The sequence below is a fragment of the Paludisphaera rhizosphaerae genome, from assembly GCF_011065895.1.
GTDB classification, from domain to species: domain Bacteria; phylum Planctomycetota; class Planctomycetia; order Isosphaerales; family Isosphaeraceae; genus Paludisphaera; species Paludisphaera rhizosphaerae.
This window is the reverse complement of record NZ_JAALCR010000019.1, coordinates 14,912-41,658: the sequence shown is the minus strand read 5'-3', so window position 1 is coordinate 41,658 and position 26,747 is coordinate 14,912. Positions and strand designations below refer to the sequence as shown.

Sequence of the window (26,747 nt, the reverse complement as noted above, 5' to 3'; positions counted from 1 at the left end):
CAGGCTTCCCCTCACGCCCGCGTCTTGCCCATTTCGACGCGGTCGCTTTTCATCGCAACGACGGATTCTCGAATCGGAACGCGATCGATGTCTGAAAATCCAAACGGACCGAAGCCCCCGAGCATCCTCACCGAAATCGTCCAATCGAAGCGCCGGGAGGTGGCGCGCGACCGCCTTCGCATGCCGTTGGAGGAGCTTGAGGCCCAGGCCGCCGAGGCCCCTCCGGTCCGCGACTTCCGCGCCGCGCTCGACGGTCGGGGGGCGATCTCGCTGATCGCCGAGGTCAAGAAGGCCAGTCCGTCGGTGAAGGTGATCCGCGAGGACTTCGAGCCGGTGGCGATCGCCCGCGCCTACCAGGACCACGGCGCCGCCTGCATGAGCGTGTTGACGGACGTCCCCTATTTCCAGGGCCACCTGTCCTACCTGGCCCGGATCCGCGCCGCGACGGCCATCCCGCTCTTGCGCAAGGACTTCCTGATCGACGAGTACCAGGTGGTCGAGGCCCGCGTCGCTGGGGCCGACGCGATCCTCTTGATCGCCGAGATCCTCGACGACGCCACGATGGCCGCGCTTCTGGAGCGGGCCCGAGGGCTGGGCATGGCCGCATTGGTGGAGTTCCACGACCCGGCCAACCTTCCCCGCGTGCTGGCCGCCGGCGCGGATCTGATCGGGGTCAACAACCGCGACCTCCACACCTTCACCACCGACCTGGAGCGAACCATGCGGGTCCGCGACCAGATCCCCGACGACGTGCTCCTCGTCAGCGAGAGCGGCATCCACTCGCACGCCCAGGTCGCCCAGTTGGAGAAGGCCGGCGTGCACGCCATTCTCGTCGGCGAATCGCTGATGCGCTCGCCCGACGTCGGGCTGGCCGTCGAGCGGCTGATGGGCCTGGCCCCGGAAACGGCCTCCTGAACGACGGGTCGTGCGCGCCCTCGCCGCGGAATCCGACGATAATAAGGGAAACGCCCTGGCGAATGCACTACAACGGATGAAGGGGTCTCCGCGCCCCGAAGCGGTCGGCCCCGCTCCCCAACGGTTGGACACCCAGGAGAAGACGACCATGTACGCCCGTTCGACGTTCGCGGCAATGATGACGGCCAGCGGAGCCGGCCTGCTCGGCCTGGCTGTTCTGCTGGGCCCGGCCATCGCCGCCGCGGTCGCTCAAGAGGCCCCTCCTCGCGAGCGTCCCGAGCCCCCGGCTCCCTCCGATCCCCCTCCGGCCCCCAACGTCGATGAGAAGGACGCCGAAAAGGCCGCCGACGAGTTGGCGAAGGACCTCCAGGACCTCGCTGATCGCCTGGGCCGTCGCGCTGAGCCGGTCGCCGACCAGATCCGCAAGGCGCTGGGCCAGGCCGCCAAGGCCGTCGGCCAGGCCCTGGAACAGGAAGACGTCTCGTCCGACGACCTCAAGGCGGCCCTCGAACAGGCCCGCGACGAGCTGCACCGCGCCTTCCAGGAAGGCGGTCCGATCGACCGTGAGGCCCGCGACGCCTTCCGCGAGGCCCAGGAAGAGCTGCGCGAAGGTCTCGACAAGTCCCGCCGCGAAGCCCGCGACGCCTTCCGCAAGCGCTACGACGTCGAACGCGAACGCCTCCGCGAGGGTCTCGACAAGGCCAAGGAAGAGCTGAACGAGAAGCTCAAGCCCGAAGCCGAAGAGACCAAGCCCGAAGCCGACGACCCCGACGTCTCCAAGGCCCGCCAGCACGTCCGCGAGCTTCAGGAGCAGCTCCGCGAAGCCCAGCGCAACCTCCAGCAGTCCGAGCGCGACAGCCGCGATCGCGGCCCCCGCCGCCCGATGCCCCTCCGCGACCGCATCGGCCCTGGCCCCGGTCCCGGCGGCCCGGGCATGCGAGGCCCCGGCATGATGCGAGGCCCCGGCCCCCGGCCGACCCCGGCCCCCGAAGCCCAGCCCGCTCCTGCTCCCACCCCCGAGCCTGAGACGAAAGCCGCCCCCACCACCGACGCCGACCGACGCCTCGACGCCCTCGAGGCCAAGCTGGACAGGCTCCTCGAATCGCTGGGGGACCTGAAGTCCGAAAAGAAGAAGGACAAGGACGACGACTGATCCGCTCACCCGCGATCAGCCCGAGACCCCGGCGACCCACGCCGGGGCCTTCGGTTCCTCCCGCGATGTGTCGTGGTTTTCCCGGTCGGAGGTCCAGCGGCGCGGATTGTCGAGGATGTAGCCGCGAATCGCCGCCAGGGGTTCCTCGTCACGGATGATGTGCTCGAAATAGTTCCGTTGCCAAAGCGAGCCGCGGAAACGAGCCCAGCCCAAAGCCTTGACGCCGCGCGTGTATTCGAGCGTCGTCAAGGATTTGAAAGCCCCCACCACGTCCCCCACCGCGATTCTTTTCGACGTTGGGACGTCCGGAATTCGGGCGGCTGTAGGGGCGCCCCTTGTGGGCGCCCGATCGGCGTCGGATTTCGATCCCGGCGTGGTTGGCGCATCCGGAATTCGGGCACCCACAAGGGGTGCCCCTACCGATGCCGAATCGCCGTCGGAATCCGGATCGCCGCCGCCCAGGAACAAGATCCCGTGGAAATGGTTCGGCATCACGATGAATGTATCGGGCGCCACCCGCGGGAACCTCTGGGCTAGCGCCCGCCACGTTTCCGCAACCATGGCCCCTGCGGCGTTGAGCCGCATTTCTCCGTCGACCACCTCGCCGAACAGGTCCACCTGATCCTGGACGCAGATCGTTACGAAGTACGAACCGCTCGCCGCGTAGTCGGCCTCCTTCAGGCGGATCGACCGTCGGTGATGCCTGGCCGGATCATACGTCATGGCACGCCCTCGACGAACCGAACCCGGCCGGCGAGTCTCACGGTAGAAACGTCAGCTCGACCATCGACAGGTCGTCGGCGAAGTCGTCCTGGCCCATGAGGTCGCGGTCGTGGGCGACGAGGGCGTCCATCTTGGGGGCGGCCGGGTCGTCGAAGGGGCCTTTGCCCATGAAGGCGATGAACTCGGAGAAGGGCCAGAGGACGCCGTCGGCCTTCTCGATCTCGTAGGCGCCGTCGCTGAAGAGGTAGATCTTGGCGAAGGCGCCCAGGGTCGCCTCGGCCGAGGCGTACTCCATGTCGGTCATCGCGCCGATCATCGGGCCGCTCGACTCCAGCATCGTCAGCTTGACGTCGTCGCGCGAGGGGCCGTCGATGAGGATGGCCGGCGGGTGGCCGCCCCCCGCGTAGTGGACGGTCCGCGTCGGCTTGTGGAAGACGCCGTACCAGATCGTGAAGTAGAGCCCGTTCTGCTGGTCCATCTGGAAGGCGTTGTTGAGCGCGAAGAGGACCTGGCTGGGGTTGCGGAAGTCGGCGTTCGGCAGGGCCTGCGACCGCAGCGCGTTCATCGCCGAGACCGAGAGCAACGCCGCGCCGACGCCGTGGCCGCTGACGTCCAGCAGGTAGAAGGCGAAGTGGTCGTCGTCCAGCCAGTGATAGCCGAACGAGTCCCCCCCCAACTCGGCCGAGGGGACGAACCGCCAGTCGGTCAGGATCTCCCCCTTCTTCAGCTTGTCGGGCAAGAGCGAGTAGACGTAGCGCTCGGCCTGGCGGACCTCGGCGGCGAGCCGCTTCTGGCTCTCTTCCAGGGCCTTGTAAGCTTCGTTCCTCTGAAGAAGGGCGATGTACCCCCGCGAGTGGTAGCGGATCCGGGCGATCAGCTCCAGGCGGTCGGGGAGCTTGACGACGTAGTCGTTGGCGCCCAGGGCGAAGGCCTCCGCCTTGACGGCCGGCTCCTCCTTGGTGGAGAGCACGATCATCGGCACGTCGTGGGTCTCTTCCCGGGCGCGGAAGTTCTTGACCAGGGTCAGGCCGTCGACGTCGGGCATGACCAGGTCCTGAAGGATGACCGTGGGCTTGATCCGGAGCGCCTCGTCGAGCGCGATGGTGGCGTCTCGGCAGGCGTGGAACTCGATGTCGGACTCGCCGGCGAGCATCCGCCGCACGGCCTCGCCGATCATCGCCTGATCGTCGATCAGGAGGACGGTGATCTTGTGCTCGGTGAAATGGGCGTCGGTGCTCATAAACCCTTCCGAACCCCCGCGCGGGGGCCGCTCTGGTTTCCTGCGACCTGATCAGACCGATCGTTTTCCGGCCGCGCGACGCGGACCCGGCCGAACGCCGCCGGGCGAACCCCACTGTACAGAGCCGTGCGCAGGTTCCGCAACCGCCGGCGGCGAAACTCAGCCCCAGCGTCCGTCGCCCAGGAACCTCGCGACGACGCCTCGAATCGACGCGTGAAGAGCCGACGTTCCCAACGGCCCACGCCCTCCAACCTCATTGAGGCGGCCAACCGACGCGCAGGTCCCTCCCCGTTGATTCGGCTCAACGATCGTCCGGTCGACCTTCCCACCACCTAGGCCCTCCTAAATAATCCGGACGACGGCGAAAGGACGACCTGTCGGAACAGAGGCGTCCTGAAATGTTAAGCCGTTTTTAGGAGTCGAGCCCTCCGCGTCGGGCCCACGCGGCGGGCAGTTGGATGGCGCGTCGGGCGGCCTAACGGCGAAGCCCGCAGCACAAACCCCTTCGGCCGCCGGCTCGTGTCGGCGGCCCGCCCGAGACGCCCTCTCAGGGGATGAGCCGGACGACCCTGACAGAAGAGGTGAGCATCGATGAAGCTGTCCAAGACCATCCCGACCCTGGCCCTCGGCCTCGCTCTGGCGACGGCCCCCTCGGAATCCCTCGCGGCGGGGAGCATCGCGATCGCCGACCTGTTCAACACGGGCGTGAACGCCTCCCACAACCTGCTGCCGACCTTTGCGGACGACCCCCATTACACGGTCTCGGCGGGAGGCGGACCGTACACGATCTACGTGCCGAGCTGGTCGCCGGCGTGGGTGCCCAACACGTCGACCGCCCAGTGGATCTCCCCGGCGTACTCCACGATCGGCAGCGCGTCGTCCTACGACTACACGACGACCTTCACGATTGGGGCGAACGCGGACCTCTCCACGGTCTCGATCTCCGGCAAGTATGCGTCGGACGATCGGATCACGGACGTCCTTTTGAACGGTCATTCCCTGGGTCTGAGCACGGGCCTGCTGCAGTTCGGCACGTTCGCATCGTTTGCGATCACGAGTTCGGCGTACTTCCAGCTCGGCGCCAACACGCTGACCTTTGAGACGAGCAACTTCAACTACACCTCCACCGGCCTGATCGTCGACGGCCTGGTCGGCTCCTACAACGCGGTCCCCGAGCCGGCCTCGATCGCCATGCTGGGACTGGGCGTGGTCGGCCTGGCGGCCGGCCGTCGCCTCCGCCGCCGAGTCCGCTGATCGGGTCGGCATCGTCGTAAACCCTCACAGGCCTTCGCAGGCTCCGGGTCGAAAGGCCCGGGGCCGGCGAGGGCCGAGTCGCTTCGAAGGCCCGATCACTTGGCGACGGAGACCCCCGCGCGAGCGGCGGCGAGCCCCTGAACGAGAGCGTCCGCCACCTCGTCGAGCGGGGCGACGATCTCAGCGGCGCCGATCTCAAAGGCCGCGCGGGGCATCCCCCAGACGACCGACGAGGCCTCGTCCTGGGCGACGGTCCGCCACCCCCGACGCTTCAGGGCGAGCAGCCCCTCGGCGCCGTCGCGACCCATCCCGGTCAACAGGGCCGCTGCGCCGGGGCCGGGGCGGTTCCGGGCGACGCTCTGGAAGAAGACGTCGACCGAGGGCCGATAACAGGCGGACTTCGGCTCCGCCGAGTAGCGAAGCCGACCGTCCGGGTCCATCACGAGGTGGTCCCCCGTGGCGGCCAGCAGGAAGTCGCCCGGGGCCGGCCTGTGGCCGTCGGCGACGAGCTGAACGCGGCGCCCGGAGTGGTCGCGAAGCCAGTCCGCCAGGCCGGCGACGAAGAAGGCGTCGACGTGCTGGACGATCACCGTGGCGACCGACCAGTCGCGGGGGAGCCCCTTGAGGACCTCCGCCACCGCGAACGGGCCCCCGGTCGAGGCCCCAATCACGACGAGCGGCTCAAGCCCCTGTCCCGGCGGCGGTGCGAGCGGGGGCGTCCAGGCCGGGCACTTCGGCTGATACTTGCCGACCAGCTTGCCGATCGTGTGGATCTTCTTGAGAAGGTCGGCCCCGCCCGAGCAGTTGCCACAGGCGCCCAGGACGGGCGTGTCGACGGCGTCGAGCGCGCCGAAGCCCATGGCCTGATAGACCTTGTCGATCTGCCCACTGACCGTGGCGGTGACCACCAGGATGGGACAGGGGGTCTCCTTCATGATCCGCCGGGTGGAGTCGACGCCGTCCATCTTGGGCATGAAGAGGTCCATCAGGACGAGGTCGGGCATGTCGGCCCGAACCATGTCCACCCCCTCAGCGCCGTCGCGGGCCGTCCAGGCCACCTGCAGCCCCTCGGCCGACGTCACGACGCGTCGAAGCGCCTCGCGCGCCATCACCGAATCGTTGACGATCCCTATCCGCATGAATGGAGGCCCCGGACGACATGAGCGTGCCTCGCCTTCGAAGACGTACCTCATTCTACGCGACCCGTCTATCCCCGGATACGCGGGAAAACCGCCGATATCCACCGCCACATCCACCCCGCTGACCGGCGAGACCGCTCCCGCGTTTGGCTCTGTTTGGGTTCGCTCGCCCCCCGCACGATCGCTCTCCGAAAATCGCAACCATCGTCCTGAACGTGCCTTACGCGCGCTATCCAGCTCGCGACGGTGGCTTCGTTCGCCCACTTTCGCCAGGCTTCCTACCACGTGCTCCTGGTCGAGCCGCCGACCCTTCGCCGGGACGCCCCCGCGTCCCCAAATGCTCTTTCCCTCGCGCCCCGCTGCGCGACCTGACAGCTCTGATTGGGTTCGCTCGCGAGCCAGAGAGGCACCGCAACAACAACGCAAACTCATTACCACAGAACACTTGAATCGAAACACAGGCCCTCGGCATTGGCTTCGTTCGGCCATTTTCCGTCGCCTTTCTCGATCACCTTCGGCTGGTCGACCGCCCTCCAGACGATCGCCACGCAAGAGACCTTCGGCCTCTCTAATTCATAGGATGGCCTCCGACCGCCGATTTCTGGCGGAGAAACGTCGCCGATCACCCTCGCGCATCCACTCGAATCAGAACCATCAGCCCTCAGCTCCCCAGGTTTCTTACTTCGGCACGGTTTGAGCCCTGGCCAACGCCCGGGACAGCCGCACTTGGTTTTGCCAGGAGGCGGTAGTCCAGAGGAGCGGAGAACCGAGGTGACAGCGATGGAGCCGATCATCCGTCCAAGGATCGGGGAGGGCCGAAGGCGGATCGCCGCCGAGACGTCCAGGCTGTCGACTATTCATTTGGCGGCGTTCGTGGGTCACTTGGCTCGGGCGTGGCCAAAACTTCGGCTTCCGCCCCTGCGCGGAGGCCCGCGGGCATAGGCCCCGGAGCCGCCGAGGCGGTACCGCTCGCGTCCACGCACCCTCAATCCGGACCGACCCGTCGGCCGGACGGAACAAAGCCAGGACCTCGGCCGTGCCATCGCGAAGATACTCGTACGGCCGGCGGGCCGGTTCGCCCACCGGTCGGCCGGCGTGAGGGATCGTCACCTAGGCGACGCTCGGGGGCTCGACAAGCTCCTCCACGGTCTCGCGCCGGCGTTGCAGCGACGGCCCGCCCGCGAATCCTCACGTCCGGGCCGTCGCGATCGAGGCTCGGGCTCACGGGCCGACGATTGTGCCGCTCACGATGACGGTGCCGAAGTTGTAATTTCCCGCATCCATGCCGCCGAGCGCCAAACCGTTGATAAACACGTTCCAGGTGCCGACGTTCGCCGAGGTGGAGACGCCGAACACTCCCGACGTATTGAGCATGACGCTGTCGCCGCCGATGATCCCATTGAGCGACGCGCCAGACGTGTTGATCGAGACGAAATACTGGTTGCCGTCGTAGTTCTTGGTGAGGTTCGGGATCCCCGTGACCGTGAGGGTCGCCTTGGAAATGTTCACGAGGGTCGTTGCCACGATGGTATAGTTGCCCGCGTCCGCGCCGGTGATTGCCAGGCCGGTGATCGTTACCGTCTTGTTACTGCCTGCGTTCTTGTTGGCCATCGCGCCGACGATGGAGCTGAGCGACGAGGCGTCGAGGGAGACGTCGTCGCCGACAACGAGGTCACCCATTTCGAAGCCGATCCCATCGGCCTCCACGCTGACGGCGCTCGTTCCGTCGTAAGTCCGGTCGGTCGCGGTGAAGCCGTCGATGTGCAGCACCCTCGATTCGATGCTTCCCATGAGCGGCGAGACGGCGAGCGTATAGTTTGCCGCGTCGGCGCCAGACAGATTGAAGCCGGCGACCGTGAGCGCCTTGCCGGCGCCGACGTTCTTGTCGGCGAACGAGCCGGTCGCCGTCGAGGCGTCCAGCATCACATCATCCGAGCCGATCACGCCCGAGAGCGATGCGCCGTCCGTGTCGAGCGTCGCGGCGGTCGTGCCGTCGTAAACCTTGCTCGCCGTCACGCCCGAGAGCGTGAGCGTCGCCCTGGCGATGTCGACGGTCGTGCTCGCGACGATCGTGTAGTTGCCGGCGTCGGCCCCGGTCAGTCCAAGGCCGGTGATCGTCACGGTCTTGCCGGCGCCGGCGTTCGCGTCGGCCATCACGCCGACGCCGGAGCCCGCCGTCGAGGCATCGAAGGAGACCTGGTCGCCCACGACGACGTCGCTCGCGTCGAGGGAGATCGTCCCGGCCCCGACCGCGACGCCGACGGCGCCGTTGTAGGCCCGATTCGTCGCGGTGAAACCGTTGGCGTGTACGGTCTTCGGCGTGACGTCGGCCGTGACCCCTGGCGAGAACTGGAAGATGTAGTTGCCGGCGTCGGCCCCGACCTTGGTCAGCCCGTCGATGGAGACGGCCTTGCCGGCGCCGACGTTCTTGTCGTCGAATCGGCCGACGGCCGAAGAATCGTCGATCGTCACATCGTCGCCGACGACGACGCCGGTGTAGGACACGCCGCCGAGGTCCAGGTCAGCGTCGGTCGTGCCGTCGTAGACCTTGTTACTCGCAGTGATCCCCGAGACGGTGATCTCGGCCGGCGTGATGTTGCCCGTGATCGTCGGATGGAACGTGTAGTTGCCCGCGTCCAACCCGCCGATGCTCGGGGTGGCGAACGTGATCGCCTTGCCGTTGCCGACGTTCTTATCGGCGAACGAGGCGGCCCCCAGGCCCGTGAGGGTCACGCTGTCCCCGCCGACTGCGCCGGTCACATGCGGCATATTCGTGAAGTAGGTCGCGTTCGTGGTGCCGTTATAGACCTTCGAGTACGCCGTGACGCCGGTGACGCCGAGCGCCCTGGGCGTGATGCTGGCGGTGATGGAGGGGGCCGTGATGGTGTAGTTGCTCGCGGCGACTCCGTTGAGGGCCAGGCCGGCGACCGTGACCGCCTTGCCGTTGCCGACGTTCTTGTCGGCGAACGCGGCGGAGACGCCCGAGGCGTCAATCGTCACGACGTCGCCCGCGACCATGCCGTTGAGCGAGGCGGCCGAGGCGTCGAACATGGCGGCCGTCGTGCCGTCATACACCTTGTCAGACGCCGTGATCCCCGAGACGGTCAGGGCCTTCGGCGTGATGCTCGCGCTGGTCGCCGACGTGGAGACCGGGACGTAGTTGCCGGCGTCGGCCCCGGTAAGGACCAGGCCGTCGATCACCACCGTCTTGGCCCCGCCGACGTTCTTGTCAGCGAAGCTTCCGATCGAGGCGGAGTCGTCGATCCCCACCGAGTCGCCCGCGATCACGCCGGTGAGGCTCGCGCCGGTTGTGTCGAGCGTTGCGGCGGTCGCGCCGTCGTAGACCTTGTCCTGGGCCGTGATCCCGGCGACGGCCAGCGCCTTCGGCGCGATCGTCGCGGTCGCCGTGGGCGTGCCGATGGTGTAATTGCTCGCGTCGGAGCCCGAGAGGGAGAGGCCGGCGATCACCACCGTCTTGTTCACGCCCGCCGACTTCGAGGAGAAGAATCCGACGGCGTCATGGCCGGCAAGGGCCACGGAATCGCCCGCGACCACGCCGGTGAGGCTCGCGCCGCTCGCGTCGATAGCCGCGGCGGTCGTGCCGTCGTAGACCTTGCCATTCGCCGTGATCCCCGAGACGGTCAGGGCCTTCGGCGTGATGGAGGCGAGGGCGGTGGTCGCCGCATTCGAGAGGACGTAGTTGCTCGCGTCAGGGCCGGTCAGCATCAGGCCGGTGATCGCGACGGGCCGATTCACGCCGACGCCCGCGCCGTCGAAGCTAGCCACGACGTGCGACGCGTCGATCGCGACCGAGTCGCCCGCGGCCAGGCCCGCGAGCACGGCATGCCCGGCGTCGATCGTCGCCGCGGTCGTTCCGTCATACGTCTTGTTCATGGCGACGACGCCGGAGACGCTCAGCACCGCGGGCGAGACGACCAATGTGCCGACGGCCGTGCCGCTGTAGTTCTTGTCGGTGATCGTCGCCGTGACGGTATAGGCGCCCACCCCCACCGGCCGGGCGACCGCGTTGCCGCTGGCGTCGGTGTAGGAGAGGGAGATCGGCAGCCCGGCCGGTAAGGTCGTGGCCGTGACCTCGCCGGCCCCCTGGTATGTCCGCGACAGGCCGCCCAGGGTGATCGATGCGGCGGCCTTGGCGATCGTCAGCGAGCCGGAGGCGATCGCCTGGGGGGAATCAGCGTCACCGGCGAACCTGGCCGTGATGCCGTAGGTCCCGGCGTCCAGGCCGGCAAGGCCGACGCCGGAAAGGGTCGCCACGCCCTTCGCGTCGGTCGTGGCTGCGCCGACGGTCCTCCCGTCGAGCACGAAGCTGACCACCTTGCCGGAGACCGCCGCGCCGTTGGAGCTGAGGGTGGTCGAGAACGTCGCCGTCCCCCCGTAGACGCCGGTCCCCGTCACGTCGGCCAGGGTCGAGGTCGCCTGACCGATCGTCAGCGCCCCGCGTCGGACGGCCGGCCTCAGGTTGGCGTTCCCCCTGAAGACGGCGACGACCGTATTGGCGAGAGAATTGTTGAACTTCAGGCGACCGAACTGGACGTTCGTCAGCGTCGCCACACCGTGGGAGTCGGTCTTCGCCCGGCCGACGATGCGATCACCGAGCCGGAAAGCGACCGTCTGACCGACCAGAGGTCCGCCGTTCGATGTGAGCGTCGCCATCAGCACGGCCCGACGGTTTCCGATCATGACGCCGTGGACCTCGGTGATCTGGACCGAAGACTTCGCGAGTCGATGGACTTCGAACGGCGTCGCCCGGATCATCGCGACATCCGCCGCGCTAAGGAGGATTCGCGCTTCGACCGCCTCCAGCTCGGGCCGCTTGCCGATCGGCGCGCGCCTCGGCGGCCTACGCTTCGAGACGAGCCGGATCGATCGGCCGGACAGCAACCACTGGTCGACGAACGTGCCGATGCGCCACATCAGGGTCGATCCTCGTTCGGAGAAGCGCGTCGGTACGCGCGGAGATCTGGGGTGAAAGTCGCGGCGGTTCTCGGCAGGCGCGGTTCCGCGGCCGACTCTAGCCAACATAGGACACACCCGGCGGAGACGTGAACTTCCCGCCGAATGATCGAGCGAGCGTCCACGGTCGGGCCTCGCGATCGCGGATCCGCCCGATCGGCGAGGTCACGGACGGCGGGTCAGACGGTCCATGGCCCGTGCGAGTCGCGGGCAAATGCCGTGCGGACTCCTGACCGCCGATCGGGGCGTCCTGCCACCCGATCGCCCCCAGCGGAAATCTCGGGAAACTCCCACGACCGGCCGGTTGAGGCGGCGATGACGGGGCCGAGGATGAAGGGGTAAGAGGTCGCTCCTGAAAGCCACGAAGCCAAGCCACAAATCTTTGGTATTCAGTCGTTGCGACAAGACCGCCTCTGAGGCGGGGAATCGCTTGGCTGTGTTAATCCCCGGGTTTTCCGGAAAAACAGCTTCGAGAGCAGAAGGGTCGCCTTCGGGAGAATCGCTCGCAGGGCACGATTCTCAAGGTGTCTGCGTCTCACCTTCGTGGCGTTCGACCTGACACTGACTTGCCCGTCTCTCCCACCGGCGCGGGACCGGCCTTTGATGGACCTCGTCGGTCGCTCCGTACCAACAAACTCTCACTTCAGTCCGAGGCCTTCTTCCACAGGAGGTGCGGCAGTTTTTCGCCCCAGGCTGAATGCTCGATCAGCGAGTCGAACCGCCTGCGCCTGGTCTCTTCCTTCTTGGCGCCGGCCACCCACCAGAGGGCGGCCTTCCGGTACGAGGGCGCCTGGCGCTCGAGGAATCCGAAGGCCGCCGCATTCTCCCGCAGGAGCCCCTGGTAGGGCTCGGGCAGGTCGACGTCCTTCTGCTCGTGAGAGTAGATGCCCGACCGGGCTTCCTTACGGGCCTGGAATGCGGCGAGCCCTTCGGGCCGCATCCTCCCGAGTTCATCCAGGGCCTGGACCCGGCTCACGTTTACGTTGCTCCAGACGCTGCCCGATTTCCGTCGCGTGAAACGGATCATGTAGCTCTGGGCGTCGATGGTCTTGCGGACGCCGTCGATCCAGCCGAAGCACAACGCCTCGTCCACGGACTCGGGCCAGGTGATGCCGTCCCTTTGGGAGCCCTTCCTGTGAAAGCCGACCCAGAGGAAGTCAGCCGTGGCGTGGTGCTCCGCGAGCCATGCCCGGAAGGCGGCGGGGGTCTCGAAGAAGATAGGGTCCATGGCGGCCTCCGGCGATTCCAATGCAGTGAACCTACGTCTCCTAGACCCCGTCTTGGTGTAAAATGAAGGAGAACCCCAAGCCGATGAGGAGACACCCGTGATTCCGACTCACGAGCAGGTTCAATTTGAAGCCCAGGCTCGCGCGCATCGGTCGCGACGTCTCATCGTGACGCCAGAAGACATTCAGCAAGCCCACCATAGCTTGATCCTCAAGCTGAACTACAGGGCGGTCCTGAGCATCGACCTGTCGAAACGGACGAATTCACGACCTATACCTTCGTCCGGACGCGTTTGCCGGTACTGCCTTCGCTCGCGGCCAGACGTCAAATTCTCACACAGGTCACATGCCATACCGGAATGCCTGGGCAGTCGATACCTGCTCTCCTTCGACGAGTGCGACAAGTGCAACCAGGCCTTTAGCGCCAGTTTCGAGGACCATCTTGCCCGAATGACGCTCCCGATGCGATCCTTCCTCGGGATTAGGGGTAAGCAAGGGTCGCCTAAGTTCAAGTCGAAAGACAAGGCCACCCAGATCTGGTTCAATCGGGGCAAAGGCTGCTTCGTCATCCTCGATAAGGCTGGCTCGGGGAACGTTCAAAGGGATGAAGAACTCGGGAAGCATTCGTATCATCTCCGCGCAGAGCCCTTCAAGTGGCTTGAGGTTTATCGAGCACTGGTGAAGATTGGCTTCTCGATCCTTCCTCCAGGAGAGCTATTTCGATACGGCCATGTCCGTCGTTGGCTGATCGAGAAACAAGCGACCATGGAAGGAATTATCGGCGGCTTCGCCATGGGGAACATCGCCACAAGTTTTACAGCCGCCAGACACCCCACCATCCGCCTTTGGCATCAGAGGCGGTCAGGAATCCCCTGTCCGAGGTTCGTTGTAGAACTCGTGCTGCCGCACTTGTCCTTCGTGTTTCCTATGCCACCAGTCCCGGGCGAGCTTACCAGGATCGGCAAGGAGGTCATCCTCCCGGTTCCAGACCTCACCGAGCAGGCCGGATGGTCCTTCCCCAACTGGATCCACATAAACATGCGTGACACGGGGCTTGAAAAGGAGTTCGTGTTCACGGCGGAGATGACCAACGAGAGTGGCGAGGTCATCGACAACGACGAATTCAAGGCGAGTACCGGCGTGTCCCTACCCGCTTGAAAGCGGTTCCTCGGCATTAAGACCTCGGTGGTTGAATATACGGTCGAATAACGACTCGTGGTTGGTGGGCGGTGTCCACCCTACCAGACTACTCCCACGAGGAACGCGACGGTTGTCGGGTTGCGATCTATTCCACACCGCGCGACTCGTTCAGGCACGCTCGGGAAATCTGCAAGCACGTCGACCGCTGCACGCACACCGGAAGGGAGCAGGACCTCGGCCCGGCAGGTGGAATCTCATGAACACCTACGAATTCACGCTGGTCCTTCGCAGCGCCTGGGACAAGGAGGACCTGACGGACGAGATGGTGGGGAGGTTCCCGGAAGCCGGCTGCGACGACGGGACGACCGGCGTCAGCGAATGCCGCCTCAGCGTCATCTTCGGCCGCGAAGCCGAGTCCGCCGTAACCGCGATCCTGTCCGCGATCCGCGACGTCCGCGCCGCCGGCTTCGATGTCGAGCGGATCGCCGAGGCCGACTTGATAAGGCCGGCGGTCTACGAGACGTCTATACCATTTCATGAACCGGGTCAGCAGTTCATGGCCGTTCTCGGTCGGTCAGCCGGCGTAGGTCAGGCGCGGGGCGTTCGATCGCGGGTCGTCGATCGCCTGCAGGAGATCGAGCTTGAGTTGGGGCAGGGGAGGAGCCATGTCGTTCGATCTTGTGACGATGGCGCGTCGACGGATCGCTTCAGCGTCGGCACCACCGGCAAAGCCGGTGACATCGGCCGACCTCACTTCACCTTCTCTCCATCATGGACCTGTTTGACCCCGTCCACGACGATGCTTTCGCCCACGGCGACTCCATCCTTGATGACGAACAGGTCGTCCACCTCGGCCCGGACGGTGATCTCGCGGCGATGCGCGACGCCGTCCTTGGCCACGACGTAGACATACCGCTTGCCCGAGACTTCGAGGGTCGCTCGCCGGGGCACGACGATCGCGTCGTCCTCCACCCGGCTGTAAAGGATCGTGCCGGTCTGGCCGTGATGCAGGGTGCCGTCCGGGTTCGGGAAATCGACGCGGAACGCGATGGGCCCGGTCTTCTTGGCGGCCTCGGGCTCGATCGCGCCGAGCTTGCCGGCCTGGGGAAACTTCTTCTCGCCAGCCGGCATCAGCTCGAAGGAAGGTTTCAGTCGATTCCGATCCCGGTCGGCCATGTATTGGCGATAGAGTTCTTCAGGCAGATTGAAATAGACCCACATCACGGTGTTGTCGGTCAGGGTTGTGAGGGGCTCGCCCTCACGAACGGGGCCTAACTTCTCGCGATCGAGTCGCCCGATGACGCCCTCGAACGGCGCCTTCAAATCGGTGTATTCCAGGTCGGCCTTCGCCGACTTCTCCCTGGCTTCGGCCTCGGCCAGCTTCGTCTCGGAAGTCCGAACCTCGGCCTCGGCGGCCGCCTTGTTCTCGAACAGCTTTTTGACCTTGTCCAACTCCGCCTGCGCCAGCTTGACGTCGGCCGACGCCGTGTCCAAGCGAGCCTGGAAGGGGGCCGGGTCGAGCTTGAACATCAGCTCGCCCTGCTTCACCTTCTGTCCCTCCTTGACCCGAATCTCGCGGAGGTCTCCATCCTCCAGGGAGCGGAAACCGATGTGCCGATTGGCATGAATCTGGCAGGCGAAAGACTGGGTGAGTGTGACGGCCTTCGACCGGACCTCGGCGACCGTGAGGTTTCGGGCGGCGGCTTGCGCCCGCTTGATCCCCGGGGCGTCGGCCCCGCCGTGCAGGGCCGCGACGAGCCCCGTGGCGAAGCAGGCGGCGGCGACGCTCGTCGGGACGATCTTGGCGATGGCCTTGAGCTGCGTCATGAGCAGGATCCTCAGCACGCGCCGGCTGAGCATCAGCGCGACGGGGGCGGTGGCGGTTCTTCCCAGGATGAGAGCGGAAGCGGCCCTGGTGGTGGCCCTCGCCAAGGCCTGCGGTACGACCGTCGTGACGTGGTCGGCGAGCGGCGCTGCGAGGGGCGACGACGACGGCGAGAGCCCCCGGCGTTCCAGCCGCGAGCGAAGCCGCTCCCGGGCCGCGGCCAGCCGCCGTCGCAGCGTCGCGCCGCTCCAACGGAGTTCGGCGGCGGCGTCCTCCTGCGTCATCCCCTCCAGATAGCAGAGGACGACGGGCCGGCGGAGCCTCTCAGGGAGGCGGCCGATCTCCTCGTGGAGGGCCGGCCGGAAGTCGTCCGGGACGTGGCCGTGGCGATCGGCGGACGACAAGGCCGCGGCCGTCGCCTCGCGGACCCGACGCCGGATCGCGTCTCGGTTCACCTCGACCGCGACCCGGTGCGCCACCCGGCGAAGCCATCCGCCCAGGCTCGTCCCCGCGCGGATCGAGCGAGCCTTGCGGGCCAGGACCAGGAACGTCGCCTGGAAGGCGTCCTCGACGTCGCTGGGGTTGGCCAGGACGCGTCGGCAGACGGCCAGGACCATCGGGCCGTGCGCCGCCACGATGGCGTCGAAAGCCGCCTCGTCGCGTCGCGACGCGAACCGCTCCAGGAGCTGATCGTCGTCCTTCCCCGCGACGATCCCCCCGCCGAACAGCGATTCGATGTCCTTGAGGACTCGCCCAGGTTGTTTGTCCGGCATATTCCCGACGCTCCCGGCCGCGTGTCACCACCCTATTTGAGGGGGCAGCGTCCCCGGCGCGCTCAAGAATCTCGCTCGACCGCTCGATTTTCGACCCACGGCTTACATCATCACGATGTTCGAGAATCGAGCGACGCCCACCCTCATCGACCGCTTGACCTGAGGTGTCGGGGCATCGGTCGGCGGGGACGCCCGACGCCCGGGCGGCCCGGCGGGGATCACTTGCGGAACGAGACCTTCATGCCGATGGATTCCGGCTCGATTTCGCAAGAGCCGAAGGGAGTTTGCGAGGCCATGCGTCGGGGGTCGTCGGGCAGGTAGGCTCGCTTGAGCAGAGAATGCCGGAAGATCCACTGGGTCAGCACGGAGTTGATCGCTCCCAGGTGCATCCCTTCGACGGCGGCCTGGATGTCGGCGGCGGAGGCGTCCTTCCGCAGGTCGGAGATGACCGCCCTCCCGCCCGGCTTCAGCATGCGGTGCATCTCCTTGAGCACGCCGACCGGATCCGAGAAGTTCTTGAAGGCCGCTCGGCAGTAGATGAGGTCGAACGAATCATCCTCGAACGGGGCCGCCGAGGCGTCGCCCTGCCGGAACTCGACATCGACGCCCGCCTTCTCCGCATTGGCGGCGGCGATCTCGACGAACGAGCGGCTGATGTCCAGGCCGACGATGCGGAACGAGCCCAACTCGGCCAGGGCGATGGCGAAGTACCCCGGCCCGGGGGCCACTTCGAGGACCTGGCTGCCGCCCTGGAGCGTGGGGGCGATCTCACGAGCCGCCTGCTGGTACTGATCGTGTTCCGGGCGTACCACCGCGCAACCCGGCCTTCTGGCCCGGATGACCGCGATCACGACCGGGGCGATCACGGCCGCCGTCGACCGGCTGGAGCGTTGCGGCTTCGTGAAGCGCGAGGACGATCCGAAGATCGCCGGCGGGTCGTCGTCCGGGTCGTGCTTTCGCGCCTTGGCGCGATGTCCAGGCTGTTCGAGGGCTTCTCGTCGAGGTTGGACGAGATCGCGGCGGGCTACACCCAGAGGGAGCTTGCGCTCATCGTGGGCTTTCTCGTTCGCAACTGCGATGCGCTCCAGGTCTCTGCCCTGGAGCTTCGAGAACGAGCGGCGACGGACAAGCGGAGCAGGCGGGGCGACAAAGGCGACGCAAGGAAGAAAAAGGAGAAGGGCTGACGTCTCAAGTCATACTCGCGCAAGCATACGCTTAGCAATTTGACCGATAAGTTGTTTCGCCGAGCCTTCACGTCCGGCCGAGCGGACCAGTCTTCAGGACGGAGAAACAGGGGCGCTATCCTCGACTCGCCACGACCAGAGGGTCAGCGCCGTGAGAACGAGACATCCTCCCCATTGGACGCCGCTGATCGTGAGGTAGGTCTCGTGCAGCGAATGGAATCGCTGCGGATCGAGTATCGTCGCGTCCTCTGGAACCAGGAATTGATCGAGCTTCCAATGCATCCAGATCAGCGCGACTTGACAGAGCGCGCAACCAGTCCAGATCGAGAAGCGAAGCCGCCGGCCGCCGGAGGAAGTACCCCGCACCGCCGCGAGTTCCCAGGCCCAGATCGCCAGGGCCACCACACCTGCCAGGTTGAGGTAGTTCGTTACGGAGCGGGTGATGAATCCCTGCTCTGTTCCAGAGCCGAGCAGGGAACTCCCGATGGGAACGACGACCGCCCCGTAGAACGTGAATCCGCCCTGCCAGAACATCAGCGACAACAGCAGCAGCAAACGTCGAAGGAAGATGATCATTCGCGCCCGATGGGTCAGGGATGATACCCGAATTAGGTATGAGTTCCTCAAGGCTCCTGGGGAGGCAGACGTCAGCGTCCTGATATCCCTCGCAAGCAGCCCCGGCTCGCCGAGCTTTCACCTCGGCGACACCGAGTTGTAAGTCGTTGTTGACCCCAACGAGTCCGAACGTCAGGTCGCCCCGCCGGCGAGCTTCGCGGCTTCGGCGTCGATCATGTCGGGCTCGGCGATCCGCTCGATGAGGTGATCGGTGCTGGTGGGGTCGACGACCCGGCAGCTCTCGGTCAGCTTCGTGGCCAGTTCGTGCAGCTCGGCCCGCCAGGCGAGGTTGGCGGGGTTGGCGTCGGCGTCGACTTCGAGGGCGAGGGCCCTTTCAAACTCGCCGCAGAGCATGATCATCCGCTGGACGTGGCGGAAGACGATCCCCTCCTGCTTGGTCAGGTCGAGGCTCGTCACGAACTTGTTGAAGTTGCCGCCGAACTCGATCAGCTCGCCGGCGCACCAGAGCGGGTGCGTGCGGACGTCGGTGACCTCGGGGTAGACGTGGTCGAAGTACGACCGGAGCTTGTCCGCGAAGCTCGGCGGCCGCTCTTCCCAGGCGTCGTCGTCGTCCTCTTCCTCCTCTTCTTTCTCGACCTTCGCGATCATGAGCCCGCGCTGGATCAGCTCGGCGTCGAGCTTCGAGGTGGCGAGGGCGCCCGACTCCAGCATCTTGAGCGGGACTCGGAGACGCTTCCGGACCGGGCCGGGCATCTCCAGAGCGCTCTCCATCGCCTGGATGCGCTCCTCGGCGTCGGCCTCGATCAGCATCTCGGTCAGGAAGGCGCCGTAGAGGGGATGGATGCTCCGGAAGGCCAGCAGTTTCCCCAGCGCGGGGGTCGGCTGGGCCAGGGTCGGCGTGTAGGGGGTCGGGGGCTGGCCGTCCTCCGGCGGGGGGGGCGGCTCGGGGCTCAGGGTCACGAACCCGCCGGCCTGTAGCGCCAGCAGCATCCGGTCGAGCGCCTTCTCGCCCGCGGCGATCCGCGGGTCGTCCATCAGCCGCTTGCGGACCGCGACGCGGATGCCTTCCACTTCCGGCGAGACTTCGAGCAAATACGCCAGCAGCCGCCAGGGGAGCGGCCCCTTGCTGTAGAGCTTGCCCGGCGGGGCGGACTGGAGCTGGTTGAAGTGCCCCTCGACCCAGTATTGCTCGGTCTCGCGGCGCTTCGGCTTCTTCTTCTTGAGGGCCTTCTTCGCCTTCTGCAGGCCCGGGTCGCGAGTGTCCTCGGGGATGGCGTCGTACTTCACCTTCCACCGCGCGATGTCGACGTCGTCGGGGTGGGCCAGGGCGTAGACGAACCCTCGGTCGTCGAACTGCGGCCGGCCGGCCCGGCCGAAGATCTGGTGGGCGATGCTGGAGTAGATCAGCTTCTTCTCGCCGAAGGGGCCCTTCACCAGCGACGAGAGCACCACCGAACGCGCCGGAAGGTTGATGCCGGCCGCCAGGGTCTCGGTGCAGACGACCACGGGGAGAAGCTTGCGCTGGAAGAGGTCCTCGACGGCCAGGCGATACTTCGGCAGCAGCCCGGCGTGGTGGACTCCGACGCCTCGGTGGAGCAGTCGCTTGAGCTTGGGGCCGGCCCCCTGGCTGAAGTCGATCGCGTTGACCCGGTCGTGGAGTTCCTTCTTCTGCTCGTCGGACAGGTTGAGGTCCTTGCCCATGACGTTCTCGGCGACGCTCCAGCACTCCTCGCGGTCGAAGCAGAAGACCAGGGCGGGCGTCCGGGGGCCTTCCTCGTCGCCCCCCGCCATCACGACGAGGTGCTCGTTGAGGAACTTGTCGGGGACCCACTCGTAGGTCAGCGGCACTTTACGCTCTGTGCCCTCCACCACCCTGATCTTGCGGTCGTGTTGGGTCGCCAGCCAGCCGACGAACTCGCCCGCATTTCCGACCGTCGCCGAGAGCAGCAGCAGGCGGACGTGCTTGGGGAGCATGCCGAGCGACAGCTCCCAGACGATCCCGCGATCGATCTCGGCGAAGTTGTGGAACTCGTCCATGACGCAGGCCGTCACGTTGGAGAAGTCGGCCCGGTTGAGCAGCCGGTTCAGGAGGATCTCCGCCACGACGATGAGCACCGAGGCGTCCGGGTTGACCTTGCGACTGCCGGTGACCAGCCCCACGTCCTCGCGACGGAACCCCCACTCGACCGCGCGATCCTGCATCTCCTGGAATTTCTGCTCCGTCAGCGCGATCAGGGGCGTCGTGTAGTAGGCGACCTTCCCCGTATGGAGCGCCTCGAAGAGGGCCGCCTCGGCGATCAGGGTCTTGCCCGTACCCGTCGGCGCGCAGACGAGGACGCCTTCCTCGGACTCGAACCAGGCCGCCAGCGCAAGGTCCTGGACGGGGTAGGGCGTGTAGGGCAACTGGTCCACATACCGCACGTACAACTCTTCGCGCGTCGGAATCTCCAACGTCATCAGCCGCATTCTCCCAGGCAGGTGGACAGGGACTCGATCGAGATTCTCTCGCACAGGGCGGGTTGAAGCCCATCCCACAAAACGACCAGGCGATGACAGGACGCCCAGCTCCGAGTCGGCCTCCGACGCGAGACCCCCTCCAGTGTGACCTCCGACGCGATTTCCCGAAACCCAGCGTCTCCACCTCCGCATCGCAACGGGTGCAGCCAGGGTATCATCGTCCTGCCTCCCGCGGCGAATAACTCGGGCCAATCCGCGAGCCGCCGAACCGAGCGAACCCGAAATCGGCTTCGCTCGCAAACGGAGCCAACCGGCTTCCCGAAGACAACTCCTTGTCAGCCAAGGATTTGCCTTTCTCATCGCGCGGCTTCGTTCGCGCACTTCCGCAAGTCCCGCGACGGCTTCTCCACCACATCCGGCCTGCCAAGGAACGGTGCGAACCAGAACCCTCACCTTCAATATGGTTTCGGTCTCGTCCTTCCGCGCCGCCGATTCAACACCATTGTGGGGACGACGGCGGGTGGAAGGGGTCGTGCGAAAAAGGGCGGATTTACGGCGTCCGCCTGGGTTGCCTGGTCCACGGGCGTGACCCGTCTCACAGCCGGTGGCCGGTGTCTCGGCCCGATGAGTGCTGCGCCTCGAAGAGATGATGGGCGGCCAGTGAGCCCAGGAAACACCGAAGGCCGGGCAGGCATAACCTACCCGGCCTTCGATTGTGGGTGCCTCGCCTGCCGCTCGCGGCGGGTGCAATACTGGGCGGCGAACCGCCGAGTAGCATAAGGTTTTGGCGCAGAGCACTGGCAAAGCACAAGAGGTTTATCGGTTCGTGGCCAGGCGGTCTTGAAGCGGTTTGCCTTCGAAAGGTCGACGAGATTGACGCCCTCGTCGGCGGCAAGTATGACTTCGTACCGTCGAGTAGGGAGCACGGCGAAAATGTTCGGGGTTTCGAGGATCCCACCATGCCCGCCCGCAAGGCCGACGAGACTTCCAAATCCGCAGTCCGGAAAACGGCGGAACGCACGAAAGCGCAAGGCGAAGCCGCCACGACGCTGCCGGAAGCCATGACCGGCAGGGCAAGCCCCGCCAAGGCTGCGGTCGGCGACAAGCCGGTCTTCGCCTACATCGCCAGCCTGCCGCAACCGCAGCGCGGCATCGCCGAAAGGGTCGACGCCCTGGCGGCCGAGACGCTGCCCGGCTTGCAGCGCTCCGTGAAGTGGGGCATGTCGTACTATGGGGTCGGCGACGGCTGGTGTTTCTGTTGCGGCGGCTTCGCCGGCCACGTCAAACTCATGTTCATCAACGGCGCAGCGCTCGAGCCCGTACCGCCGGTGACGCCCGTGGGAATGGGCAGGTCGACGCGGGGCGTGGAGCTCCAATCCGTGGACGACCTTGACGAACGCCAGATCGCGGCGTGGATGAAACAAGTCGCGTCCGTGCCCGGCGTCGGGGGCAAGAAGCGATAAGCCCGAAGTCCGCCCCGAAGGCGGATGTCCGCACTGTTGCCTCCCTCCAAAGCTTCCCGGATCCAGCCAGACCATCCCCCTTTGGGGTGTCTGACCAAATTCGGGCCATGGCCAACTCCGGGCCCTGGCCAAGGTCGGTCGACGTGCCTCGCCAAACTCGGTCTGCGTGGCCAGGGTCTGTCTGACCCGAGCCTAACCGTAGAGGCCGACTCAGCGGCCTGCGGCCGGTGGCGTGACCGTGAACGAGCCCCGGATTTCATAGGGGTTCGGGCCGGCGCCGAAGGAAACGTTGAAGGAGTACGTCGCGCCCCGGAGGAGTTCCGGCGCGATCGCCACGGGCTCGACGCGGCCATCGGGGTGGACGCTCGGGCGAATCTCAGTCGGGGGATTCGGCCCGGCCTCGGGCGTGTGAGGGTTGGCGGAGGCGACGGACGGGACACCCTGCGAAGCGTCGGGCTTCGCGTCCACGATCCGGACCCCTTGATACGCCAGGAGGGTCCCCTTGGCCTCTTCAAGATTCGCGATCGCGGTGTTGAACGTGGCCAGGTACTGCATCTCCAGGGCGGCGGCTTCGGCGGCCTGGATGATCGCCTCGCCGTAAGCCGCGCCGGCGACCTGCCCCTGCTCATACGCGGCGCGCCGGGCTTGTGCGGCGGCGGACGCGGCCTCGCGGCGTTTCGAGGCCGTTTGAAGTTGTTTGTAATTGGCATCCAGCTCCAACCAGATTCGGCTCAGCGCGTGCGTCGCTTCGTGGACGACCTGACGCCGTGCCTCCGGCCCCCTGACCACGGCCTCGGCCCGCAGGATTCCGGCGTGGTTGCGGCCCATGTCCCGCAGGGCGACCTCCCAATCCAGCTTCCGTTCCTCCGTCCTCGGGGGCGTGGTGGGGACGATCCGCCTGTCGTCGGTCTCCGACGTCTTGAGGAGGCTGCGGAGCGTCTGCTCGGCGGCCTTCGCGTCTCGCTGGGCGCCGTCGGCCTCGGTTCGTGCTCGATCCAGGACGCGGATCGTCTGCTCCAGCCCTTCGAGATCCTTCTCGCCGGCGGCGACCCTGGCGACCTCGCGATTCTTCAGTTCTCGGCCGAGCTCCGAGGCCCGTTCCCAGCCTTCGGCCGCCCGACGAGAGGCCAGAAGATGCCAGTACTGGGTCTCGATACTCCTCACGTGAACCTCGGACTCAGCCTTGAAGACCAGGGGATTGCCGACGCGACGGGGCCTGACGATCGTCTCGGACCCCTCGACGGCGACCGAGTCGATTCGGTCGGAGCTTTCGAGCCCGATCCGGAGGGCCTCCCGCAGGGTGAGCGGCCATTCGACGGCCGGACGGCCCTCGCCGGCCACGGCATGAGGAGCGATCGGGACGGGGGCCGACGTCGGAGTGACGGCCGCCGGTTGGTTCCGGTTCTCGTCGCGTTTCGGCCCGGCCTCTCGATCGAAGCCCCAGGCGGCGAGGCCGGTGGTGACGAACGTCAGCAAAAGGGCTGGGGCGACGGCGGCGTTCAGCTTGAGGACGAGCATGGACTTGAGCGCTCCTTGCACGAGGCCCTGGACGGACGCCGAGACCTTCCCGGACGTCCACTCGGCGGGGAGAGATCGGGCGAGCGCCATCGCGGCGCGGGCGGTTTCGCCGTTGATCGCGAGGAGCGGGAAGGCGGCGGGTGCGAAGCCCCGTTTGAGCAGTCGCGAGCGGAGGCGGTCGCGGCCTCGCGAGCGCCAGCTCTTGACCGTGCCGACCGGCCGCCCCAACCGGTGCGCCGCCTCCTCGCAGGTGAGCCCTTCCAGGTCGCAGAGGACGATCGGCGCCCGATAGCGTTCCGGGAGCCGATCGATCTCGGCGTGGAGGACCGCCTCCAGCTCGAAGCCGATCCGGCGGTCCTCGCCCGCCGCGGCGTCCGCTCGGTCGGCGACGGCCTGCGCGAGCTTCCTCCGTCTCGCGGCGTTCGCCCGGGCGCACAGGGCGGTCCGCATGGCGACCTGATGCAGCCAGGGCCCCAGCGAGTCGCGAACCCAGAGCCGCCGAGCCTTCTTCAACAAGACGAGAAACGTGGCCTGGAAGGCAATACTGTTCGGCACGACTTGCATATAAGCCATCGGAGGCGATTGCCTCCCTTCTCCCCTGGTGGGAGAAGGTGCCCCGTAGGGCAATACTGTTCGGCACGACTTGCATAGAAGCCATCGGAGGCGATTGCCTCCCTTCTCCCCTGGTGGGAGAAGGTGCCCCATAGGGGCGGATGAGGGGGGTCATAACCGTCGGCGGACGTTGGGAGCCCCCTCATCCGGCCTTCGGCCACCTTCTCCCACCAGGGGAGAAGGGAGGTTTCCATCGCTTCTTCTGAAGCTCAATTCCCGTGCCGAACAGTATTGGCCTGGAAGGCGTCCTGAACCTCATGGTGGTCGTCCAGACACGAGGAGCAGACCCGGAGGACCATCGGCCCGTGCCGGGCCACGAGGACCTCGAACGCCGTCGAAGCGCCGGCCCCCCATCCCGCGCCGAACCGCTCCAGCAATTGCCCGTCGGTCAGGCCGCCGAATGCGCCGAACTCCTGGAGAGCGCCCAGCCCCGCCAGGGCCGTTTTCTTCCCGATCGCCATGCCGATCCTCCGTGAGCCGCCGTGGTTCCCCCCTCCCGACGATTTGTAATGTGATGAGCGGCCGCCTCGGTTGCAACTTTCCGGCGATTGGGTCGAGAACCCCCGAAGTGAGCCATGTGTGGCCAGTCACCCATTTCCTGGGCCACCTATTCAACCAACTCTGGGTGCCTGGCAACAGGCCACCGCTTTCGCCTACATCGCCAGCCTGCCGCAACCGCAGCGCGGCATCGCCGAAAGGGTCGACGCCCTGGCGGCCGAGACGCCGCCCGGCTTGCAGCGCTCCGTGAAGTGGGGCATGTCGTACTATGGGGTCGGCGACGGCTGGTGTTTCTGTTGCGGCGGCTTCGCCGGCCACGTCAAACTCATGTTCATCAACGGCGCAGCGCTCGAGCCCGTACCACCGGTGACGCCCGTGGGAATGGGCAGGTCGACGCGGGGCGTGGAGCTCCAATCCGTGGACGACCTCGACGAACGCCAGATCGCGGCGTGGATGAAACAAGTCGCGTCCGTGCCCGGCGTCGGGGGCAAGAAGCGATAAGCCCGAAGTCCGCCCCAAAGGCGAATGTTCCGGGTCGTCACGGCCTCGTCGACGAGCCGCGAAGGGGCGTGGCCACGGATTCGACGACCTCCAGCACATTCGACCCCAGAAAGCTGGTCGCAGGTTGCCCACCATGTGGCGGAAAAGAAACAGTTGGCTCCCTCCAAGACTTCCCGAGTCTGCCGAGACTCCCTCTCTTGGGATGCCTGGCCAACTCCGGGCCTTGGGGCGGGTAGGATGATGAACCCCACGTCGGATCCTATCGGCCGTTGCGAGCATGACCTGAAAACGTGCCGCTGGCTGCTATCTTTGTACACATCCAGAAAGATCAATTTCAGCGAACTGGCCAACCGTCTTCTTCTCATCGACTTATTAGTTTTATGCGATCCGTGCAGAAGGGATTTCATCGCCTCTCTCGATCGGCGAATCGCTCATGATCTGTTCGAGGCGGTGAGGGACATGCTTGAACCGGTCGATTTCAGGCCGGTGCCGTACGCCTTTCTGATTGGTGTCGAGACGCCGGAGGAGCTTGAAAAGAAGATCGTGCTCTTCAAGCCGAGGTACGAGAGCATCTACCGATTGGCCCGCGACCGGGCCGCCGGGATCGACGAAGTCGTCGATGAAAGCATCGACGAACTCTGACCCGGGATTATCCGACCAAGACTCCCGATGTCGGCGAACGGACGGCGAGGGTGGGGTAGAGGTCTGGCATCGAAATCACTGAGGGGAGAGGCGGCATGCTTACGGTCGAATCGCTCCGGTTCTACCCGTCCGATTTTGAGCTGCGAGAAGGCGGGCTGATCAGGGCGGCCTGGATGAGCCCTCGCGGGATAGCCCAGACGGTTCAGCACGGCTCGGACGCGATCGACTGGCCTTTCGACCTGACCCAGCCGGGCGAGGCTCGCGAGTTCTACCGGCGGCAATGCGAAGCCAACGGCGGGGCGATGATCGCCGTCGAGGTCATCGAAGTCGCCGGATTCGAGACGCTGGGCGGCGTGTTCAAGTACCGGTCGCCCGACCCGAACAGTCTGGGCATCTATTACGTCGCGATCCTCTGGCTGCCGTTCCGCGACTGCTGGTTCCAGGTCAACATCGAGGCGGTGGAACGGGGCACGACCGGGATCCGCGAGGCCGCGGTGATGATGCTGGACCGTGACGCCTGGCCGACGCCCGAGGGCGAGCCCGAGTTGATCCCCCCGGGAGTCGACTACACGACGTTCGTTCGCCGCAAGCCCATACGCTCCATCCCTTCGGACGATCCGAAGTACGACGAGAAATTCCCGGACCATCCGCTCTCGCTGGTCCGGCGGCGGATGATTGAGATCATCGCCACGGCGGAGTTCGACGCTCGGGTCGCACGCGACCTTCGGCCTTTCCGACTCAAGCGCAAGCCCTGGTGGCGCAGAGGATGACGCCGCCTCCGAAGTCGAGTCCATCCCCGACCGGTCGAACCGCGTGACCAGGCCGGGGAAAGTCGATCTCGGCCCTGTTCTCCCCGGCAACCCGGCGCTATTCCAGGCGGAGTCCGTACGGGTAGACTGAGGCGAGCCGGGGCGCTGCGGCCCCGGCCCCCATC

At 66.4% G+C, this 26,747-nt stretch carries 20 protein-coding genes and 1 pseudogene; 10 read left to right on the top strand and 11 right to left on the bottom strand.

Features of this window, described 5'->3' with window-relative positions:
* Positions 1-87: 87 nt before the first annotated feature.
* Complete coding sequence (gene trpC / locus G5C50_RS22275; protein WP_165073104.1) at positions 88-915, top strand: indole-3-glycerol phosphate synthase TrpC; 828 nt, start codon at positions 88-90, stop codon at positions 913-915.
* Between the two features lie 148 nt (positions 916-1,063).
* On the top strand, positions 1,064-2,068 hold the full coding sequence (locus G5C50_RS22270) for an apolipoprotein A1/A4/E family protein (RefSeq protein WP_165073102.1): 1,005 nt from the start codon (positions 1,064-1,066) through the stop codon (positions 2,066-2,068).
* A gap of 15 nt (positions 2,069-2,083) precedes the next feature.
* Here the strand turns inward: G5C50_RS22270 and G5C50_RS22265 are convergent, their stop codons facing one another.
* Together G5C50_RS22265 and G5C50_RS33110 are read right to left on the bottom strand one after the other, a co-directional pair.
* A complete protein-coding gene (locus G5C50_RS22265) occupies positions 2,084-2,686 on the bottom strand; it encodes a transposase (protein ID WP_206107803.1) in 603 nt (200 codons plus the stop codon).
* Between the two features lie 142 nt (positions 2,687-2,828).
* Positions 2,829-4,031, bottom strand: a complete 1,203-nt coding sequence (locus tag G5C50_RS33110; RefSeq protein WP_165073099.1) for a fused response regulator/phosphatase — start codon at positions 4,029-4,031, stop codon at positions 2,829-2,831.
* Positions 4,032-4,622: 591 nt separating this feature from the next.
* On the opposite strand from G5C50_RS33110, the gene G5C50_RS22255 reads away from it, so the two are divergent.
* Positions 4,623-5,285, top strand: a complete 663-nt coding sequence (locus G5C50_RS22255; protein WP_165073097.1) for a PEP-CTERM sorting domain-containing protein — start codon at positions 4,623-4,625, stop codon at positions 5,283-5,285.
* A gap of 95 nt (positions 5,286-5,380) precedes the next feature.
* Here G5C50_RS22255 and cheB read toward each other — a convergent pair whose 3' ends face one another.
* The 3 genes from cheB to G5C50_RS22240 all read right to left on the bottom strand — a co-directional run bounded on the left by cheB (position 5,381) and on the right by G5C50_RS22240 (position 12,626).
* Positions 5,381-6,424: a chemotaxis-specific protein-glutamate methyltransferase CheB gene (gene cheB, locus G5C50_RS22250; protein WP_165073095.1), complete on the bottom strand. Its 1,044-nt coding sequence runs from the start codon at positions 6,422-6,424 to the stop codon at positions 5,381-5,383.
* Positions 6,425-7,645: 1,221 nt separating this feature from the next.
* Positions 7,646-11,359, bottom strand: coding sequence for a beta strand repeat-containing protein (locus G5C50_RS22245; RefSeq protein ID WP_165073093.1), 3,714 nt, complete (start codon positions 11,357-11,359; stop codon positions 7,646-7,648).
* 682 nt (positions 11,360-12,041) lie between these two features.
* A complete protein-coding gene (locus G5C50_RS22240; protein ID WP_165073091.1) occupies positions 12,042-12,626 on the bottom strand; it encodes a YdeI/OmpD-associated family protein in 585 nt (194 codons plus the stop codon).
* Between the two features lie 97 nt (positions 12,627-12,723).
* Here G5C50_RS22240 and G5C50_RS33300 point away from each other — a divergent pair.
* Positions 12,724-13,065, top strand: a pseudogene (locus tag G5C50_RS33300) (HNH endonuclease); the annotation flags it as partial.
* 9 nt (positions 13,066-13,074) lie between these two features.
* On the top strand, positions 13,075-13,782 hold the full coding sequence (locus tag G5C50_RS22235) for a hypothetical protein (protein WP_165073089.1): 708 nt from the start codon (positions 13,075-13,077) through the stop codon (positions 13,780-13,782).
* A 732-nt stretch (positions 13,783-14,514) separates the two neighbouring features.
* Here the strand turns inward: G5C50_RS22235 and G5C50_RS22230 are convergent.
* Together G5C50_RS22230 and G5C50_RS22225 are read right to left on the bottom strand one after the other, a co-directional pair.
* Positions 14,515-16,362, bottom strand: coding sequence for an efflux RND transporter periplasmic adaptor subunit (locus tag G5C50_RS22230; RefSeq protein WP_165073087.1), 1,848 nt, complete (start codon positions 16,360-16,362; stop codon positions 14,515-14,517).
* A 218-nt stretch (positions 16,363-16,580) separates the two neighbouring features.
* Entirely contained in the window at positions 16,581-17,174 is a 594-nt protein-coding gene (locus G5C50_RS22225) for a class I SAM-dependent methyltransferase (protein ID WP_165073085.1), read from the bottom strand.
* Positions 17,175-17,333: 159 nt separating this feature from the next.
* On the opposite strand from G5C50_RS22225, the gene G5C50_RS22220 reads away from it, so the two are divergent.
* Positions 17,334-17,546, top strand: coding sequence for a hypothetical protein (locus G5C50_RS22220; protein ID WP_165073083.1), 213 nt, complete (start codon positions 17,334-17,336; stop codon positions 17,544-17,546).
* Positions 17,547-17,639: 93 nt separating this feature from the next.
* Here G5C50_RS22220 and G5C50_RS22215 read toward each other — a convergent pair whose 3' ends face one another.
* Together G5C50_RS22215 and G5C50_RS22210 are read right to left on the bottom strand one after the other, a co-directional pair.
* Positions 17,640-18,122, bottom strand: coding sequence for a hypothetical protein (locus G5C50_RS22215; protein WP_165073081.1), 483 nt, complete (start codon positions 18,120-18,122; stop codon positions 17,640-17,642).
* A gap of 171 nt (positions 18,123-18,293) precedes the next feature.
* Positions 18,294-20,579 carry a DEAD/DEAH box helicase gene (locus G5C50_RS22210; protein WP_165073079.1) on the bottom strand — a complete coding sequence of 762 codons (2,286 nt, stop codon included), beginning with the start codon at positions 20,577-20,579 and terminating at the stop codon, positions 18,294-18,296.
* Positions 20,580-21,538: 959 nt separating this feature from the next.
* Here G5C50_RS22210 and G5C50_RS22205 point away from each other — a divergent pair.
* Positions 21,539-22,042: a DUF1801 domain-containing protein gene (locus G5C50_RS22205; protein WP_240907314.1), complete on the top strand. Its 504-nt coding sequence runs from the start codon at positions 21,539-21,541 to the stop codon at positions 22,040-22,042.
* A gap of 210 nt (positions 22,043-22,252) precedes the next feature.
* On the opposite strand, the gene G5C50_RS22200 is transcribed toward G5C50_RS22205, so the two are convergent.
* Complete coding sequence (locus G5C50_RS22200) at positions 22,253-24,133, bottom strand: RNA polymerase sigma factor (protein ID WP_240907313.1); 1,881 nt, start codon at positions 24,131-24,133, stop codon at positions 22,253-22,255.
* A gap of 248 nt (positions 24,134-24,381) precedes the next feature.
* Positions 24,382-24,633, bottom strand: a complete 252-nt coding sequence (locus G5C50_RS22195) for an RNA polymerase sigma factor (RefSeq protein WP_165073075.1) — start codon at positions 24,631-24,633, stop codon at positions 24,382-24,384.
* A 148-nt stretch (positions 24,634-24,781) separates the two neighbouring features.
* Here G5C50_RS22195 and G5C50_RS22190 point away from each other — a divergent pair, with 148 nt between their 5' ends.
* The 3 genes from G5C50_RS22190 (at position 24,782) to G5C50_RS22180 (ending at position 26,583) form a co-directional block, all read left to right on the top strand.
* The gene (locus G5C50_RS22190) at positions 24,782-25,171 is read left to right on the top strand and encodes a DUF1801 domain-containing protein (RefSeq protein ID WP_407673581.1); all 390 of its coding nucleotides are present in this window, start codon (positions 24,782-24,784) and stop codon (positions 25,169-25,171) included.
* A gap of 237 nt (positions 25,172-25,408) precedes the next feature.
* Positions 25,409-25,813 carry a hypothetical protein gene (locus tag G5C50_RS22185; RefSeq protein ID WP_165073073.1) on the top strand — a complete coding sequence of 135 codons (405 nt, stop codon included), beginning with the start codon at positions 25,409-25,411 and terminating at the stop codon, positions 25,811-25,813.
* 95 nt (positions 25,814-25,908) lie between these two features.
* A complete protein-coding gene (locus tag G5C50_RS22180; RefSeq protein ID WP_165073071.1) occupies positions 25,909-26,583 on the top strand; it encodes a hypothetical protein in 675 nt (224 codons plus the stop codon).
* Positions 26,584-26,747 lie beyond the last annotated feature (164 nt).